Source organism: Streptococcus sp. E17BB, assembly GCF_041807725.1.
Classification (GTDB): Bacteria; Bacillota; Bacilli; order Lactobacillales; family Streptococcaceae; genus Streptococcus; species Streptococcus entericus.
This window is the reverse complement of sequence record NZ_JBGTZC010000011.1, coordinates 1-17797: the sequence shown is the minus strand read 5'-3', so window position 1 is coordinate 17797 and position 17797 is coordinate 1. Positions and strand designations below refer to the sequence as shown.

At 45.5% G+C, this 17797-nt stretch carries 21 protein-coding genes and 1 pseudogene; 18 read left to right on the top strand and 4 right to left on the bottom strand.

Annotated elements, in window-relative coordinates; all coding sequences use genetic code 11:
• Window positions 1–5 precede the first annotated feature (5 nt).
• The 16 genes from ACERC7_RS03940 (at window position 6) to ACERC7_RS03865 (ending at window position 13263) form a co-directional block, all read left to right on the top strand.
• Window positions 6–893, top strand: a complete 888-nt coding sequence (locus ACERC7_RS03940) for a hypothetical protein (protein ID WP_373666194.1) — start codon at window positions 6–8, stop codon at window positions 891–893.
• Window positions 886–1566: an ABC transporter ATP-binding protein gene (locus tag ACERC7_RS03935; protein ID WP_373666193.1), complete on the top strand. Its 681-nt coding sequence runs from the start codon at window positions 886–888 to the stop codon at window positions 1564–1566. The genes ACERC7_RS03940 and ACERC7_RS03935 overlap by 8 nt, the downstream gene beginning before the upstream one ends.
• On the top strand, window positions 1556–1939 hold the full coding sequence (locus ACERC7_RS03930; protein WP_373666192.1) for a hypothetical protein: 384 nt from the start codon (window positions 1556–1558) through the stop codon (window positions 1937–1939). Before ACERC7_RS03935 ends, ACERC7_RS03930 begins: the two co-directional genes overlap by 11 nt.
• Before the next feature lie 36 nt (window positions 1940–1975).
• A complete protein-coding gene (locus tag ACERC7_RS03925) occupies window positions 1976–2542 on the top strand; it encodes a DNA-3-methyladenine glycosylase I (protein WP_373666191.1) in 567 nt (188 codons plus the stop codon).
• Between the two features lie 26 nt (window positions 2543–2568).
• Window positions 2569–3822 carry a competence/damage-inducible protein A gene (locus ACERC7_RS03920; protein WP_373666190.1) on the top strand — a complete coding sequence of 418 codons (1254 nt, stop codon included), beginning with the start codon at window positions 2569–2571 and terminating at the stop codon, window positions 3820–3822.
• A gap of 26 nt (window positions 3823–3848) precedes the next feature.
• Window positions 3849–5045, top strand: a complete 1197-nt coding sequence (gene recA / locus ACERC7_RS03915) for a recombinase RecA (RefSeq protein WP_373658558.1) — start codon at window positions 3849–3851, stop codon at window positions 5043–5045.
• 240 nt (window positions 5046–5285) lie between these two features.
• The gene (gene spx / locus ACERC7_RS03910) at window positions 5286–5684 is read left to right on the top strand and encodes a transcriptional regulator Spx (protein ID WP_018368116.1); all 399 of its coding nucleotides are present in this window, start codon (window positions 5286–5288) and stop codon (window positions 5682–5684) included.
• A 176-nt stretch (window positions 5685–5860) separates the two neighbouring features.
• A complete protein-coding gene (locus tag ACERC7_RS03905; RefSeq protein ID WP_018368115.1) occupies window positions 5861–6127 on the top strand; it encodes an IreB family regulatory phosphoprotein in 267 nt (88 codons plus the stop codon).
• Window positions 6127–6546: a Holliday junction resolvase RuvX gene (gene ruvX / locus ACERC7_RS03900; RefSeq protein WP_373658557.1), complete on the top strand. Its 420-nt coding sequence runs from the start codon at window positions 6127–6129 to the stop codon at window positions 6544–6546. The genes ACERC7_RS03905 and ruvX overlap by 1 nt, the downstream gene beginning before the upstream one ends.
• Before the next feature lie 17 nt (window positions 6547–6563).
• Window positions 6564–6863, top strand: a complete 300-nt coding sequence (locus ACERC7_RS03895) for a DUF1292 domain-containing protein (protein WP_018368113.1) — start codon at window positions 6564–6566, stop codon at window positions 6861–6863.
• Between the two features lie 339 nt (window positions 6864–7202).
• The gene (locus ACERC7_RS03890; RefSeq protein WP_373666189.1) at window positions 7203–8753 is read left to right on the top strand and encodes a hypothetical protein; all 1551 of its coding nucleotides are present in this window, start codon (window positions 7203–7205) and stop codon (window positions 8751–8753) included.
• A 125-nt stretch (window positions 8754–8878) separates the two neighbouring features.
• Window positions 8879–11020, top strand: coding sequence for an anaerobic ribonucleoside-triphosphate reductase (gene nrdD, locus ACERC7_RS03885; RefSeq protein ID WP_373666188.1), 2142 nt, complete (start codon window positions 8879–8881; stop codon window positions 11018–11020).
• 18 nt (window positions 11021–11038) lie between these two features.
• Window positions 11039–11602 (top strand): anaerobic ribonucleoside-triphosphate reductase activating protein, encoded by a 564-nt coding sequence (nrdG, locus tag ACERC7_RS03880; RefSeq protein WP_373658553.1) that lies wholly within the window; start codon window positions 11039–11041, stop codon window positions 11600–11602.
• Between the two features lie 68 nt (window positions 11603–11670).
• Window positions 11671–11820, top strand: a complete 150-nt coding sequence (locus ACERC7_RS03875) for a hypothetical protein (RefSeq protein WP_373666187.1) — start codon at window positions 11671–11673, stop codon at window positions 11818–11820.
• The gene (locus tag ACERC7_RS03870; RefSeq protein ID WP_373666186.1) at window positions 11817–12752 is read left to right on the top strand and encodes a Gfo/Idh/MocA family protein; all 936 of its coding nucleotides are present in this window, start codon (window positions 11817–11819) and stop codon (window positions 12750–12752) included. Before ACERC7_RS03875 ends, ACERC7_RS03870 begins: the two co-directional genes overlap by 4 nt.
• A gap of 10 nt (window positions 12753–12762) precedes the next feature.
• The gene (locus ACERC7_RS03865) at window positions 12763–13263 is read left to right on the top strand and encodes a GNAT family N-acetyltransferase (protein ID WP_373666185.1); all 501 of its coding nucleotides are present in this window, start codon (window positions 12763–12765) and stop codon (window positions 13261–13263) included.
• 135 nt (window positions 13264–13398) lie between these two features.
• Here the strand turns inward: ACERC7_RS03865 and ACERC7_RS03860 are convergent, their stop codons facing one another.
• A complete protein-coding gene (locus tag ACERC7_RS03860) occupies window positions 13399–14034 on the bottom strand; it encodes a VanZ family protein (protein WP_373666184.1) in 636 nt (211 codons plus the stop codon).
• A 75-nt stretch (window positions 14035–14109) separates the two neighbouring features.
• Between ACERC7_RS03860 and ACERC7_RS03855 the strand changes: the two genes are divergently transcribed.
• Window positions 14110–14514, top strand: a complete 405-nt coding sequence (locus ACERC7_RS03855) for a hypothetical protein (protein ID WP_373658547.1) — start codon at window positions 14110–14112, stop codon at window positions 14512–14514.
• 130 nt (window positions 14515–14644) lie between these two features.
• Here ACERC7_RS03855 and yaaA read toward each other — a convergent pair whose 3' ends face one another.
• Entirely contained in the window at window positions 14645–14986 is a 342-nt protein-coding gene (gene yaaA, locus ACERC7_RS03850; RefSeq protein ID WP_373666214.1) for a peroxide stress protein YaaA, read from the bottom strand.
• A gap of 20 nt (window positions 14987–15006) precedes the next feature.
• Between yaaA and ACERC7_RS03845 the strand changes: the two are divergent.
• Window positions 15007–15231, top strand: a pseudogene (locus ACERC7_RS03845) (GNAT family N-acetyltransferase); the annotation flags it as partial.
• Window positions 15232–15350: 119 nt separating this feature from the next.
• Here the strand turns inward: ACERC7_RS03845 and ruvB are convergent.
• Together ruvB and ACERC7_RS03835 are read right to left on the bottom strand one after the other, a co-directional pair.
• Window positions 15351–16349, bottom strand: coding sequence for a Holliday junction branch migration DNA helicase RuvB (gene ruvB, locus ACERC7_RS03840; RefSeq protein WP_373658546.1), 999 nt, complete (start codon window positions 16347–16349; stop codon window positions 15351–15353).
• 220 nt (window positions 16350–16569) lie between these two features.
• Entirely contained in the window at window positions 16570–17472 is a 903-nt protein-coding gene (locus ACERC7_RS03835) for a helix-turn-helix domain-containing protein (RefSeq protein ID WP_373666183.1), read from the bottom strand.
• Between the last annotated feature and the right edge of the window lie 325 nt (window positions 17473–17797).

Here is a 17797-nt window from a genome sequence, read left to right as displayed (position 1 = left end):
TAGCTATGGCGTATGTGTTTTGGACAATCGTTAAAAAGCGCTGGTATGTTTTTGGTATTATGAGCCTGTTCACCTTTATCACGACCGTTCTATCGTGGAACAATACCAATCTATTCGTTGAAAATTTGCCAAGGCTTATAGCCCTTCATCAGAAATCGTCCGATGATATTTATGATGTCTTTGTGATGCCGCAAACAGACACTGATGGTCGTATACTGCCGAATACGGCTAGCGAGCGCCAGCAGTTGATGGTTTTGCTGAAGGAAACGTTTTTCAAAGATACTTCCGATAATCGTTTGTACAAAGGGAAACGAACCTATTTGAAAGGTGACCAAAGCATTTCGGAAATGCCGATTCTGTCAGAAGCCGAGTTGTCAACGCAACTAGCAAACGAGCTTTATCACCCGACGTTTTTTGCTGATTTATTAGTGACCAATGTTGACCAGTCACAACTAAAGAGATTAGAAAAGGCGGCAGGTCGCTTAAATGTGACGATGATGTTTACATCCTTGAGAGAGCGAGCGGCATCAGAAATCGGCTATTACGGTGGCGGAGCTCTCTTTGCTCTGTTGGTCAATGTGCTGGCGTCTGGCTTTGGCTTATTACTGATTTACTGGGCAGTTGTTTCTGTCATGACAATTTGCCAAGAGGATATCCGCCTACTTCGTGTAGTGGGACTGTCGGCTACTCAACTGCATCGACAATTGGTGTTGTCAGTCACGGTCTTGCCGACCTTGGGGTTTCTGCTAGCGCTGATTAGCATCATAGTGATTTTCCCATGGCGAGAGTTTTTGATATGGGATTCCCTTTATCTATTTGGTTATCAATTGCTAGTACTTACCATCGTTTCAAAATTAATCAAAAACCAACTAAGGAGGTTTCTCGATGCTTGAGTTGAAACAAGTTAAAAAATCCTATAAGGACAAGCAGATTTTTTCAGGCATAGACCTGACAGTTGAAGCGGGTCAAATCGTGTTGCTGATGGGTAAGTCCGGCATTGGGAAGTCAACCCTGCTGGATATGATAGCTGGGGTAAAATCAATGGATGATGGCAGCTATCATTACCGTGGCAATGAGATTTTTTGCCAAGATGATAAGCAGATGAGCCGTTTTCGTAACCGTCATATCGGCTATATCTTACAAGATTTTGCCTTAATTGACGACTACACCGTGCTTGAAAACTTGTTGTTGCCTGCCTTGTATCGTCGTTCAGCAGACACATCAAGCCTTGAAGACAAGGCTCGTCAATTAGCCGACCAATTTGAGGTATCAGATGTTCTGGATACTAAGGTCAAGCGCATCTCGGGCGGTCAAAAACAGCGGGCAGCCATTATCCGCAGTATTCTTTTGGACCCAGATATTATTCTTGCCGATGAGCCGACTAGCAATCTTGATGCAGACAACTTTCAGCTGGTCATAGAGTTATTTAACACCTTAAAAGCCGACGGGAAAATCATCATCATCGCCACCCACGATGACCGCTTGACAGCCATAGCCGATAAGGTTTACCAGATTAGCGATCACCGTTTGAAGCTGATGACACAAGGGGGCTCAGATGATGCATGAGTGGCGGATTCGCTTACTTAACCTCTATACCAGTTTGTTGATGAGTATCTTTTTTCACTGGAAAGAACCAGTAGAAGGTCTGCTTTGGCTGAGCGCCCTTTATCTGCTAAACCTAATCTTTTTTTACATGATGATGTTGTCAAAGCGAAAAGAGTTTCGCATTCATCACCTGTTAGGCAGACCGCACCACCAGCTACTAACGGCATCATTTCTCAGTCAACTCAGATGGCAGTTACTGCCCGTCCTTATCTGGGAGGTTGGGTTGTTCTTTATCCTTCCCAGCGACTTTTTTCGCGTTGTCGGTTTATTATTGTTTATTATCGGCGCTATATTGGCCAAACACCTCATGTTAGAGTATATTCTAAAGCACTGACAGTTCATCAGGTGCTTTTTATGTTATACTTATCCCATGGAAAAAACACGTTGTTCTTGGGTGAAAATCAGTAACCCTCTTTATGTTGCTTATCATGACGAGGAGTGGGGACTCCCTCTCCACAACGACCACAAGCTTTTTGAGCTGCTCTGCCTAGAAACCTATCAAGCAGGGCTGTCTTGGGAAACTGTTCTTAACAAGCGTTCGGCTTTTCGCTCAGCTTTTCACGGCTACGCCGTGGACAAGGTGGCCCAGATGACCGACGAGGAGCTGGACCGTCTGCTGGTCAACCCAGACATCATCCGTCACCGAGCCAAACTCTATGCCACACGGCAAAATGCTCGGGCTTTTCAGCGAGTGCAGACTGAGTTTGGCAGCTTTGACCGCTACCTCTGGAGTTGGGTAAATGGTCAACCTCAGGTTAATCCTGTCAGTGACTACAGCCAAGCCCCCACTCAGACGACCTTGTCTCAAGCCTTATCCAAAGACTTGAAAAAACGGGGCTTTACCTTTGTCGGACCAGTCTGTGTTTACTCGTATTTACAGGCTGCGGGGTTGGTTAACGACCACGAAGACACCTGTTTTTGCAAAAATACCCAGTGATTACGAATAATTGATTAGGAGGACTTATGAGAGCAGAGCTGATTACCGTTGGAACAGAGCTGTTGACAAGGCAAATCGTCAACACCAACGCCCAGTATTTGGCGGAAAAAATGGCAGAAATTGGCGTAGATGTTTACTTTCAGACAGCGGTCGGCGATAACCGAGACAGGCTGCTGTCGGTGCTTGAACTGGCTAAAAACCGAAGTCAACTAGTCATCCTCTGTGGTGGTTTGGGTCCGACCGAGGATGACTTGACTAAGCAGACCTTGGCTGAGTTTCTGGGGCGAGACTTGATTGCTGATCCAGATGCGATGGCTAAGCTGGACCATTTTTTTGCCAGCCGCCCCACTTATCATCGTACCCCAAACAATGACCGGCAGGCAGAGCTGGTGGATGGTAGTCGTCCCCTGCCTAACCGAACAGGCTTGGCCGTTGGTGGGCTGGTCGAGCAGGATGGGGTGACCTATGTTGTCCTGCCTGGTCCGCCGAGCGAGCTCAAGCCCATGGTGCAAGAACAGCTCTTACCCTTCTTATCCGATGGACAGCGGCTTTACTCCCGTGTTTTACGGTTTATCGGGATTGGGGAGAGTCAACTAGTGACCGTGCTCGCAGACCTCATCGCCAATCAGACAGATCCGACCATCGCTCCTTATGCCAAGACAGGCGAGGTCACCCTACGCTTGTCGACCAAAAGTAGTCGTCAAGAGTTGGCAGATGCTGCATTTGACCAGCTGGAGGCGACAATTCTAGCCCATGAGGGGTTAGCGGACTGTCTCTATGGCTATGGCGAGGACAACTCGCTCGCAGCTGTGGTGGTCAATTTGCTCAAGGAGCGCCAGCTGACCCTGACCGCAGCAGAGAGCCTGACAGGCGGGCTCTTGCAAGCAACCCTAACAGAACAGGCCGGTAGCTCAGCTATTTTCAAAGGTGGTTTCGTCACCTATAGTCTGGAACAAAAGGCGCAGATGCTGGGGATCTCACCTGAGCTGTTACGCCAGCACGGGACAGTATCGGCGGTTTCTGCGGAGGCAATGGCAGAGCAGAGTAGGCGATTGACAGGTAGTGATTTAGGAGTTGCCCTGACGGGTGTGGCTGGTCCAGAAGAGCTGGAGGGACAGAGCGTTGGGACGGTTTATCTGGGGCTTGCAACAGAGTATGGCGTCATAAGTCACAAGTTGACCATCGGTGACCGTGGTAGGCAGCATATCCGTCAGATTGCCGTCTTGCACGCCCTAAATCTCGTTCGTCAGGCTATCTGTTCTGACAAAACTATGGTATAATGAAAAAGTGATTAAAAGGAGACAACATGGCTAAAAAACAGACAAAGAAATTAGAAGATATCACTAAAAAATTTGGTGAAGAGCGTGAAAAAGCGCTAAATAAAGCCCTTGAGCAAATCGAAAAGGATTTTGGTAAAGGTGCCATTATGAAGCTCGGCGAGCGAGCGGAGCAAAAGGTTCAAGTGATTAGTTCCGGTTCTCTGGCCTTGGACATTGCTTTGGGTGCAGGTGGGTATCCCAAAGGGCGGATTATCGAGATTTATGGACCGGAAAGCTCTGGTAAGACAACTGTTGCTTTGCATGCGGTAGCTCAAGTTCAAAAAGAAGGTGGCATCGCGGCCTTTATTGATGCGGAGCATGCGCTCGACCCTATTTATGCTCAAGCGCTGGGCGTTAATATTGATGAGCTGCTCCTTTCTCAGCCAGACTCCGGAGAGCAGGGGCTAGAAATTGCAGGCAAGCTCATCGAATCAGGTGCGGTGGACTTGGTGGTTATTGACTCAGTAGCTGCTCTAGTACCGCGTGCAGAAATTGATGGTGACATCGGTGATAATCATGTCGGCTTGCAGGCTCGGATGATGAGTCAGGCCATGCGTAAACTAGGTGCCTCTATCAACAAAACCAAAACGATTGCTATCTTTATCAACCAGCTCCGTGAAAAAGTTGGTGTTATGTTCGGTAGTCCTGAGACCACACCTGGTGGACGTGCCCTTAAATTCTATGCTTCTGTTCGTCTAGATGTTCGTGGGTCAAGTCAAATTAAGGGGACTGGTGATCAGAAAGACCAGAGCATCGGTAAGGAAACGAAGATCAAAGTTGTCAAAAATAAGGTTGCGCCACCATTTAAGGAGGCTCTTGTTGAGATCATGTTCGGCGAGGGCATTTCACAGACTGGTGAACTTTTGACCATTGCTACGAACTTGGATATTATTAAAAAATCAGGTGCGTGGTATTCTTATAATGATCAAAAAATTGGTCAGGGGTCTGAAAAAGCCAAGGATTTCCTCAAAGAGAACCCTGACATCTTTACAGAAATTGACCGTAAGGTACGACTTCACTACGGTCTGATTGAACCTGAAGAAGGTGAAGACCTGCCTGCCATCGAGACCGAAGGCAAGAAAACGGCTAAAGGCAAGAAAAAAGAAGCTGACGAGGTTATCGAAGAGGAAGATACCCTCTTGGAACTTGACCTTGACGATGACGATATCGATCTGGAGGACTAAAACAAGCCAGTGGCTTGTTTTAGGTCGAGGCAAAAAAATTGAAAAGCCGAGACAAGCCAGTGGCTTGTTTTAGGTTGTGCCATCAGAAGTTGAAGTGACTGTTGTACTTATCTCGGGTTACTGTTAACGTTAAAAAACTGGTTTTTTAGCTTGTCGTAAAAATAGGTCTAAAGACCTACGACCAGTGTCTCAGCTTTGTGTTATAATGGTAGTATGACTTGATAGAAAGGTGGATCAGTAATGATTACGATTTATACCATCTCCAGTTGCACCTCATGTAAAAAAGCAAAAACTTGGTTAAACAGCCACAAACTACCATATAAAGAACAAAATATTGGCAAGGAACCCTTGACAAAGGCAGAAATTCTCGATATCTTATCAAAAACCGAAAACGGTGTTGATAGCATCATTTCGTCGAAAAATCGTTATGTCAAGGCTCTTGATTTGGATGTTAACGACTTGAGCCTCAATCAAGTGATTGAATTGATTCAAGAAAATCCTCGTATTTTGAAAAGTCCGATTTTAGTAGATAACAAACGCCTACAGGTTGGCTACAAAGAAGATGACATTCGCATTTTCTTGCCACGTTCGGTGCGTGATGTTGAAAATTCGGAAGCTCGTTTGCGGGCTGCTTTATAGGTTATTAAAGGTTGGTTGATACAGTGATTCACCCAGCCTTTTTATCTATCAATCTGATTTGCTTAGCTTGGAGAAAAATCGCTAGCAATGTTCGGTGACGAAAGGATAGCATGTCCTTGAAAATATTATAAAAATAAGGTATAATAGTTAATAAAATAAGGAAAGAAGGGGACGTTATGGGATTTACAGAAGATACTGTCCGTTTTCAACTGGATGACGGCAATAAAAAAGAAATTAGCGAGACCTTGGCGTCTGTCTATCGCTCGTTGAGCGAAAAAGGCTATCAGCCGATTAACCAAATCGTAGGCTATGTCCTGAGTGGGGACCCAGCTTATGTCCCACGCTATAACGATGCTAGAAATCAAATTCGTAAATACGAGCGTGATGAATTGGTTGAAGAGTTGGTTCGCTTTTACCTGAAAGGCAATGGGATAGACCTCTGATGCGAGTAATGGGATTGGATGTTGGGTCAAAGACTGTCGGAGTGGCGATTAGTGACCCGCTAGGGTTCACAGCTCAGGGTGTGGAAATTATTCCAATTAACGAGGATAACGGTGAGTTTGGTTTGGATCGCCTAGCAGGGTTGGTTAAGAACTATCAAGTGACCAAGTTCGTCGTCGGTCTGCCAAAGAACATGAATAACAGCCTCGGTCCTCGTGCCGAAGCAAGTCAGGCTTACGGGGAACTCCTTATTGAACGGTTTGGGTTGCCTGTTGATTATCAAGATGAGCGACTAACCACCGTTCAAGCAGAGCGGCTCTTAATTGAGCAAGCAGATGTCAGCCGTAACAAGCGTAAAAAAGTTATTGATAAATTAGCTGCTCAGCTAATTTTGCAGAACTACCTTGACCGGTCTTTCTAGGAAATAAAGGAGAAACTATGTCACATAACCATGAACATGATCACGATGTGATTACCCTCGTTGATGAAGAGGGCAACGAAACCCTCTTTGAAATTTTGTTGACCATTGATGGTCGAGAAGAATTCGGTAAGAACTATGTCCTCCTAGTGCCAGCAGGTGCAGAGGCAGATGAAACAGGTGAGATTGAGATTCAAGCTTACTCTTATACAGAAAATGAGGACGGTACAGAAGGCGACTTATTACCAATCCCTGAAGATTCTGATGCTGAGTGGGATATGATCGAAGAAGTCTTCAACAGCTTTGTTGATGAAGAATAGTAAAAAACGGTCTAGCGCCGTTTTTTATCTGGCTATAACCGATGTCAAGGCTAGCTTATGCTGGTCTTTTTTAGTTAGTAAAAAGCTGAAAAAGGTGATATAATGAAAGATACAAACGGAGCATACAAAATAGGATAAAAGTATTTGGTGAAACCAAATTCCAGAAAACACGTGTAAAAAATGCCTATTGGGTGCTGAGGATAGGCGGGTTGTCCAGACGAGAAATTGGAAATCCGATTATTGGGCTTGAGGCTTGGATAATGCAGGGTGTTGAATGCCCAGTTTTTTAAGTTTGACAGCAAGCTATACAAGAACTACAAATGAATAAGGAGATATGTCGTGAGTGAACATTTTCTAAACCCCGAGGATTGGGACAAATTGCTTGAGGCGCCACTTGCGGAGCGACCAAAGAAAAGATTAAGAGATTACAGAGTGCCCCTATCGTATCAATTTCTCTTGATGCTGTGGAGTACGGTTGTATCTCTCATGTCTTTCGTTCCCCTTTACATCAGTACCTCTGCAGATGGTCTGCAAAGCCAGATTTTTTACATGGCTTGGGGGATTACTCAAGGGCAACTGCCTTATGTTTCGATTTTTAGTCGATCTGGACTTCTTTACAGTGCTTTGGTTGCTGCAACCACATTCCTAGGTGGGCTTCAGTGGATGATGCTAATCCAGCTTGGGTGTTTATACCTATCAGGGATTTACCTGTTTAAACTGGTGTCTTATTGGACAGGGGATAACCGACAGGCGCTGGGGTTATCAGGGATGTTTTACGCAGTCAACGCCGTTGTTGGATTCGGCGGTTTTCTCTCGGTTCAATTGGCCATTCCGTTTGTCTTGATTGGTCTATGGCTATTGGTGACCTATTTAGATGACTGGCGGCGCGATGAAATTTTTATCACTTATGGTCTGGTGTCTGCCTTGGCTTTAGCTTTGGAGCCTCGGACATTAGTGTTTTGGTTGCTCAGTTTTGTCGTTTTCACTGGTTCCAATATCGCTAAAAAACGTTGGGCTAGAGGCTTCTATCAACAATTAGCCATGGTGTTCGGTATCATTTTAATCATCTACCCATTGGCCTATATTGCGGTTAACTTGGATTTGTTGACACCCTATTTTGAGCAAGCCTTTATTGGGAACTTCAGCAGCTTGTCCGACACTGGCACGATGAGTTTTCTGCCTATGGGGGTCAATGCCATCCTTGCCCTTGGGTTGGGGCTATTGACAGGTTTGCTCTTTTTGCCGAAAGTTTTTCGACACATGTCAGAGCAGACTGCCAGTGTTGTTTTGCTGGCGTTGCTGACCTTGAGTTACTTAATTGTGGCCGTACTTGGGGAATCTTGGTCATTTACAGATTTATTGCTGCTACTGCCGTTTGGCCTGTTACTAACAGGTCTGGGCTTGGCTGATGAGAAAACGACTTTGGTAAACAGCCGTTCAGCCCGTCGTCAGAAGTTAGCCTCCTCATCGGTTGGTCTGTTGAAAAGCCATGCTTATCTGCCTGCGGTATTGCTTTTAGTTGGGCTAGTCTGGCGCTTGTCTCCTATCTTGACAGAACAAGCTGTTCAAGCTGAAAGAGAACAGATAGCTCAGTATCTGTCTAGCGAGGTAACTGGTGAGACATCGATCTACGCTTGGGATAAATCCGCGACAATTTATCTGGACAGTCACCTGACCTCGGCAAGCCAGATTCCCATTATCACCGCTTATCCTATGACTCAAACCACTCAGCAACAGGTTGTCGATGAACTGTTGCGAGGACAGGCAAGCTTTGTCATTGTTAACAAGTCCCTTCCTCTCCCTGAACAATTACAGGAGAAGTTGGATAAGGATTATCAACACCTGTCATCACCCCAGTTTACTCATTTTAACTTCTACCAGAAACAGTAAAAATCAATATCTTGTGTCTTTTTAAAAAATAGACCACAAGATATTGATTTTTTTTGCTCTTCTTGCTATAATGGAGAAAAAGTGAATTTGCTAACAAGGTGGGTATCAATATCATGAGACAACTGATGGTTATTAAACGAGACGGCAGGCAGCAATTATTTGATGCAGATAAACTGTATCGGAGTTTAGTAAAGGCCGCGAGGTATTATGAATCTTTTAATCAGGAGCAGTTAAGGGAGTTATGCCAGCAGATTTGTGATGCGGTAGGTCAGAAAATCAGTCAGTCTGAACAAGACAACATCAGTTCAGGCGAAATTCAAACATTATTGTCAGAAACCTTGCAGACGGCTGGTTATGGCGAGCTAGCAGAGAGCATGCTAATATATGCTAGTGAAGAGGCAAGGGCATTTGCAGCAGCGACAGATATGGGGCAGGCGCTCAACCGTTTGGCAACGGCTGATAGTAGCCTTGTCCATGAAAACGCCAATAAGGATGCTCGGGTGTTTAACACTCAGCGGGATTTGACTGCTGGTCTAGTCGCAAAAAGTTTCGGGTTGTCACTCTTACCCCCTCATGTGGCCAAAGCTCATCAACGTGGACACTTGCACTACCATGATTTGGATTATAGCCCCTATACGACTATGACCAACTGCTGTCTGATTGATTTTGCCAATATGCTTGGAAACGGCTTTCGGATTGGTAACGCTGACGTGGAGAGTCCCAAGTCTATCCAGACAGCGACAGCGCAGATGTCTCAAATTATCGCCAATGTCGCTTCCAGTCAATACGGGGGCTGTTCAGCTGACCGTGTCGATGAATTGTTAGCCCCTTATGCTCAACTCAATTATAACAAGCACCGCCTTGAAGGGGAAAAATGGCTAAGCCCTGACCAGGTCGATGCCTACGCCAAGGAAAAGACGGTCAAGGACATTTACGATGCCATGCAGAGCTTGGAATATGAGATTAACACCCTCTTTAGTTCCAACGGTCAAACGCCGTTTGTCTCTCTGGGATTTGGTCTAGGAACCAGCTGGTTAGAACGAGAAATCCAGCGTGCTATCCTCCAAATCCGCTTAAAGGGTCTGGGGCGCGAAGGTCGCACAGCTATTTTCCCAAAACTCATCTATACCCTCAAACGAGGGCTTAATCTGGAACCTGACAGCCCCAACTACGACATCAAGCAACTGGCGCTGGCCTGTGCCACCAAGCGGATGTATCCTGATATCCTATCCTATGATCAGGTGATTGAGCTGACAGGCTCCTTCAAGGTGCCGATGGGCTGTCGCTCCTTTTTGCAGGGCTGGACAGATGAGAACGGTCAAGAAGTCAACTCTGGTCGGATGAATCTCGGGGTGGTCACCCTCAATCTTCCGCGGATTGCTTTAGAGTCTTTGGGTGACTTGTCACGTTTTTGGCGGCTCTTGGAGGAGCGCCTGACCACCGCACATGATGCTTTGGTCTATCGTGTCCAGCGCGTCAAGGAAGCTAGCCCGACAAACGCGCCTATTCTCTACCAGCACGGCGCCTTCGGCCGCCGCTTAGCCGAGAACGATGCAGTTGATGAGGTGTTCAAGAACCGTCGGGCGACCATTTCACTGGGCTACATCGGTCTTTACGAGGTGGCGACAGTCTTTTATGGGGCAGATTGGGAGACCAATAGCAGAGCAAAGACCTTTACCTTGGACATTATCCGCCAGTTCAAGCAGGCATGCGAGACCTGGTCAGATCAGTATGGCTACCATTTTTCGGTCTATTCCACACCATCAGAGAGTTTGACCGATCGGTTTTGTCGCTTAGATGCCGAGCAATTTGGGTGTGTCAAAGACATCACTGACAAGGGGTATTACACCAACTCCTTCCATTACGACGTGCGCAAGAACCCAACGCCATTTGACAAACTGGACTTTGAAAAAGATTACCCAGCAACAGGTGCTAGTGGTGGTTTTATCCACTACTGCGAGTACCCTGTTCTCCAGCAAAATCCCAAGGCTCTGGAAGCCGTCTGGGACTACGCCTATGACCGTGTTGGCTATTTGGGAACCAATACCCCAATCGACAAATGCTACAAGTGCCAGTTTGAGGGGGACTTTGAGCCGACTGAGCGAGGCTTCCAGTGCCCAGACTGTGGCAATACGGATCCCAAAACCGTCGATGTGGTCAAGCGCACCTGCGGCTATCTGGGCAATCCCCAAGCCCGTCCCATGGTCGCTGGTCGCCACAAGGAAATTGTTGCCCGAGTCAAACACATGAATGCCTCTAGCTTATAAAACCTGAAAGGAGCGACCATGAATAATCCCAAGCCCCAAGAATGGAAAAGTGACGAGCTAAGCCATGGTCACATCATGGATTACAAGGCTTTTAACATGGTAGATGGTGAGGGGGTAAGGTGCAGCCTCTATGTATCGGGCTGCCTTTTTCATTGTGAGGGCTGTTATAACGTTGCCACGTGGAACTTTAGGGCAGGCATTCCCTACACGCAGGAGCTTGAGGAGCAGATAATGGCTGATTTAGCCAAGCCCTATGTGCAAGGTCTGACCCTGCTTGGAGGCGAACCCTTTCTCAACACAGGGATTCTCCTTCCCTTGGTTAAGCGGATACGAAGAGAACTGCCTGATAAGGACATCTGGTCTTGGACAGGCTACACTTGGGAGGAACTGCAGCTAGAAACCGAGGACAAGCTAGAACTGCTCCGTTTCCTCGATATTTTGGTTGATGGACGATATGACCGCAGCAAGCGCAATCTCCGCCTACAGTTTCGCGGGTCATCTAACCAACGCATCATTGATGTCCCAACGTCGTTAGCAACTGGTGAAGTTGTCCTGTGGTCGAGGTTGCAGGAGATGGAGTAACCTTTGACGAACCATTGACAATATGGTAAGCTAGAGGTCACATCAAATCAACCACAGAGGAGACAATTATGGGAAAATACCAACTCGACTACAAGGGACAGGCGCAGGTGACTAGGTTTCACGAGAAACATTCGACAGGCAAATCTGATAAAGCCGACAAACTCAAAGACCTGAAGGCCCAGTTTGTCGCTAGGACCAAGAAAGGGAACAAGGGATGAGAATTGGCATTGTTGGCATTGGCGGCATTTGCCAGAAAGCCTACCTGCCCTACCTGCGGCAGCTGACGGGGGTGGAGTGGCATCTCTTTACCCGCAATCAAGCGGTACTGGCAGAGACAGCTAGCCTCTTTGGAGTAGCCAACATCTACCAAGCCATAGAAGACTTGCTGGCGGTGGAACTGGATGGGGTCATGATTCATGCAGCGACGGTGGCGCACGTGGAGCTGGCTAGTCAGTTTCTGCGGCGGGGGATTCCTGTCTACATGGACAAGCCTTTGGCAGAGGACTACGAGGCGGCGCGCCAGCTCTATGCCTTGGCTGAAAAGCACAACACCTTTCTTATGGCGGGCTTCAATCGCCGCTTCGCCCCTCGAGTGACAGAGCTGACCCAGCTCACGAACAAGACCCACATTCGTGTCGAGAAAAACGACACCAACCGTCCCGCCGACTTGACCTTCAAGCTCTATGACCTCTTTATCCACCCGTTAGATACGGCGCTTTTTTTGGCAAATGGCCGAGCTGTCTCTGGGGATTTTCGCTACTACCTGACGCCATCAGGACAGTTGCGACAGGTTGCTGTCACACTGGAAACTGACCAAGCTGAGCTAATTCACATTGGCATGAACCTGCAAGCAGGCTCTCGCCATGAGGTCATGGACATCCAAACCCCACAAGCGACCTATCAGCTGGAAAATCTGGACAAGCTGACCATCATTGAGGGCGACGACCAACAGACCAAGAGCTTTGGTTCCTGGGATACGACCCTCTACAAACGAGGGTTTGAGAGCATTGTTGACGCCTTTCTGACGGCTATCAAGACCAAGCAAAATCCTGTAGACCCTACTAGCAGCTTGCTCAGCCATTGGCTCTGCCACCAAATCAACCACAGTAAAACCAGCAGCGGTCAGCTCCAGCTAACCCTGCCAGAATAGGAGGACTGTCATGCAACTAAGACGACCAACCCTAGCGGATCAAGCGGCTGTCGAGGAAATGATGGCGGAGTTTATCGCCACAGGTTCTGCGACCGATGGCGGCTTTTGGACTCCTGAGAACTTTGACTATGCTGACTGGCTCCAGTACAACGCCGACGCAGAGATGGGGCTCAATATCCCAGCAGAGTTTGTTCCAGCTGTTCAGTTTGTCTCTTTTGATGAGGCTGGGCGAGCTTTGGGCTTTCTTCATCTTCGTCTGCGGCTCAATGACTTCCTGCTACAACAAGGTGGGCATATTGGCTATTCCATCAGACCGAGCGAGCGGGGTAAGGGTCACGCTAAGGAGCAGTTGCGGTTGGGGCTTTTAGAGTGCCCACAGAAAAATATTCACCGCGTACTAATCACCTGTTCCATGGAAAATCCAGCCAGCCGAGCGACGATTTTAGCCAACGGCGGCGTGTTGGAAGACGTGCGTGAAGGCACAGAGCGGTATTGGGTTGATTTAGAGTAGACAAAAAGAGCCAAATGGCTCTTTTTTGCTGGTTATACTCAAAAAATCAGCATCAGACTAGGAAACGAATCGAAGGTAGCACTGGTGGTGCAGTTAGGCGAGGTGACGACATCTGATTTTGATTGTCAAAGCGTACTAGTTTTTGTAGAAATAGATGTAGCTACTGTCTGTTCGACTCTTCCAACCCAAGTCCCTTAATAAATCTAAGCCTAAATAGCCCAAAAGAATACCAGACAGGTTAGTCAGGATATCAGCCACATCGGCGATACCCAGATGAAGAAGATACTGGCTGATTTCTAGGATTATCAGACCAATCGTAGCAGAGGCGACAACCATTTTGAGCGTTTTGACACGACGAAACAGCAGGAAACCAACGGGGATAAAGAGGACGATGTTGGCAAAAACGATAAAGGCTGACTCCTGAAATTGGGTGAGGAGATTTAGTGGGTTTAAGTTAATTCCCTGCACCCCTCGACTTTTGAGCATGATGACAAAGAGAAGAGCGACAAGATAGAGGAGGGTCTGGACTTTCAAAAATGTTTTTTTGAATCGTAGGTGGAGGAGTTGCCAAACGTTGGTAGCAAATAAAAGAATGATGGCGACTAGTGACGTGATAATGAGCCAAGTCTGACTCAAAATGTCAACTCCAGCCCCTCCTAACAGGAGCACTAGGTAGGGATAGGCAGTAAAGGAATAAAAATTAGCTAGTTCGAAAAAGAAAACGAGACTCATAAGAAGGGTTATAACAACATAAATGATATTTTTCTTCATTTTACTTGACTCCTGTTTGAGAAAATTATAATGTATACGTATACATTATAACAAAAAAATAGAAGGAGTAAACTTATGAAATCATTAAATTTCAATAAAAAGATAGTCTTCTTAGTCTTGTCTACTGTGACTTTTTTATCATTGGCTACAAGCGTGGTACAGGCTGCCGTTGCATTTAGCTATGAAGGTTGGGGGATAAGGAGCAGACCGTCGCTGGGCTCGACCTACCTCAATAGTTCCCAAAGGGTTACAATCAATCATTATCAGCAAAGAGATTATAACTGTAATGGTATCGGAATGACAGTGACCGTGCAAAAGCATAACGGTTGGACGTGGTATTCGGTAGCTTCTGAAACTTATTATGAAACAAGGCCTGCTACTTTCTCTCCTTATTTATCATCAGGAACTTATCGTTTGTATTTTTCGACAACAGAGAGTTCGGGTCAGACCTACTATATCAGTGGTACATTTAATAAGTAGACTATGATTGTCTGACTAATTATTTGAAGTAATTGACCATTTTAGATTATATTTAAGAACACTCTAGTCCTAACTATCTTAAAAGATTAAGGCTAGAGTATTTTAGGATTTTGTTTGACCTGAATCTTGTTTAATCAGCTGGACGGACATAAACCAATTCCTGCTCGCTGGATAGAACAGCCTGATAGGTAAAACCCGCAAAAGTCAGCTCTTTGAGCTGATCCAGAGTCTCCATTGCTTCCAGGCAGGCTTGCTTGAGGAGAAGACCACGTCCTTTTTTGGAAATGGTAGAATGCGTTTTGAGCTGTCCAGCTTTTTCCTCATGGAAGAGCACTCTGACAAAACGCTCTTGAACAGTCGGTGAAAAGACTGTTTCAAACTCGCTTGAGAGGAGAGAAATCAAGAGGTCTTCGCTGCTGACAGCTTGGTCATAGAGTGGGCGCCAATAGGTTTTGAGGGAGTAATCGTCAATGTTTTAGCGATAGAGGTGATTTACTCGGTATTTTCTCCTTTAGTAAGGATACCACCCCAGAAATTGTTGACGAGTATGGGCATATTGGCTATTCGATTCGTCCGTCGGAGCGTGGCAAGGGTTATGGGAATACCCAGCTAAAGCTAGGGCTGCTTGAACTCAAACAGTTAGGCTTGAAACGACTAATACTTATCTGTGACGCTGATAACAAGAGAAGTCGACAATTGATTTTGGGTAATGGTTGACATTATGAAAAAACGGTCAACCATGATGAATTTTATTGGATCGACCTAACTTGAGATGAAAGTTGACGATAAAAAGAGCCTCGTGGGCTCTTTTTGTGCATTATCTCGATAACGTGTGGTTAAGTCTGAGGATAGGGATACCCCAAGTGCTCATAGGCTTTTTGGGTAGCGACCCGACCAGACTTGGTACGGATGATAAACCCCTGCTGAATCAGGTAAGGTTCATACATGTCCTCGACCGTCTCACGTTCCTCGGCGATGTTCACCGCCACCGTTCCCAGCCCGACCGGACCACCACGGTAAACCTCAATCATGGTGCGCAGGATTTTCTGGTCGACATAGTCTAGCCCCTCCTGATCCACGTCTAACATGGTCAAGGCTTTATCAGTTACCTGATCGTCAATTTGCCCGTCGCCCATAATTTGGGCGAAATCCCGCACCCGCTTGAGCAGGCGATTAGCGATACGGGGAGTTCCACGGCTTCGCCGTGACAATTGCTGAGCAGCCTCGTGGGTGATTTCAGCTTCAAAGATGTCAGCCGTCCGTTCAACGATTTCCGTCAGATCCTCCAAGGCATAATATTCCATGTGCCCAGAGATACCAAACCGAGCGCGTAAGGGATTGGACAGCATCCCAGCCCGTGTCGTCGCCCCAATCAAGGTAAAAGGAGGCAAATCCAGATGGACAGCTCTGCTATTTTCCCCCTGCCCAATCATAATATCGACATAAAAGTCCTCCATCGCCGAGTAGAGCACCTCTTCGACAACCATGGGCATGCGGTGAATCTCGTCAATGAAAAGCACATCACCGGGCTCCAGATCGTTAAGGATAGCGACCAAATCACCAGGTTTCTCAATGACAGGACCGCTAGTTTGTTTGAGATTGACCCCCAGCTCGTTAGCAATTACCGCGGCCATAGTCGTTTTCCCAAGACCCGGAGGACCAAAGAGCAGGACATGATCCAGAGCTTCGTCACGCAGTTTGGCAGCCTTGATAAAAATTTCCAGCTGCTCCTTAACCTTGTTCTGACCGATGTACTCTCGAAAATACTGGGGACGGAGTGTACGTTCAACCGCCTCCTCCCCAGACAGTTGTTGCTTGTCTAGTAGATTGTTCATGAAAATAGTATAACATAAAAGCAAGCGATAAGCTTGCTTTTATGTTACAGTTCAGTTATTTAACGCACCACCAACTGAGTTCTTCCAATGGCTTAACGATGAAAGCACTAATTGCAGCGAAGTTGAAAAAGAACATGGTGTTATCTCCTTTAAAATTAATAATTTATATTACATACTTATTGTATCGGAACATCATTAATCTTAACAGGACAAAAATGTCTTATCGACGAACGATATCTTGCTTCCATTCAGCAGATAATTTAGTTAGCAAGGTTTTATCGCTAACTAGCCTAGCAAACATACAAGCATTTTCGTAACACAATCTAGCCTCTTCTTCATTTTTTTCCTGGAATAAATAGTATTTCCATTTCATGAGATTGAAAATTGGCATTTTTTGAAAATCTTGTGTCTTTTGCATAATTCGCTCCATTGCGGCAATCGTTTTTCCCATAGATTCTTCACAATTTAAGCTGATAGAATTAGAAAATACACTAATAAACACAGAGTTAAGAGTAGATAAATCTTCAAGAGGGACAATATCAACATGTTTAAAAAGATTGCTGATTAATTCATTATATTGTTTTTTATCAAACCATTCAGGAGGAAAGTCTTTCTTTTTTATAGCAAGCAAATAAAGATCAATAAGGACAAGGTCGTTGGCAGTATAAATATTTTTTGTGAAGAGTTGGTCTAAATAATCTTCGAGAATTTTGTTAGCAGAAAAGAAATTATCATCAAAGCCTAATCTTAAATTTGTATCAATGATGTCAATTACTAATTGCTCTTCTTCAGAGAGTTCGTCATAAAAATCATCATATATCTCATTTAGATAAGTTTCTTTTTCTTCTAATCTGCTGTTTTCTTGATACGTCTGCGTCCTCAATAATAAGTATTTCAACTCTTTATAGCGCGCTGGCAATTCAAAACTCTCATCGGTTAAATCACCGATTTTAACCCCTAATCGACTAGCGATAAATTGAACCTTAGCCAATGTAGGTGTTGATTTACCTGTTTCGATGCGTGTTAGCTGGCGCACAGATAGTTCGCTTTCATCGCCGCAAAAGGCCTCTTTAGTTATCTTTTGAGCCTGTCGTAACGCTTTAACTTTCTTTCCGAATTTCATAGCAACCCCTTTTGAATTGTTTTACCAGAATAAGATAATTATATCAATTTTTGTTAGTGCTTTCAATATATTGGTTATACATTTTAACTATAAAGTACCATAGCCTTTAGCTATAACGAGTAGACTTTTACTTTCTTTGGTTAATCTGCATAGAAACTGAGACCGGAAAAGTTTTCCAGGCTCTTATGTTAAAGCTTATAATCACTCACCTTCAAGTTGTTTGATTAATTTTTTCACTTTTGTAATGATATTCTTTTTCCCTTTAAAAGCATTTCCGGAAGCGAGTTTTTGGACAAGATTCCACTCTTCGTTAGTAAGTAATTTT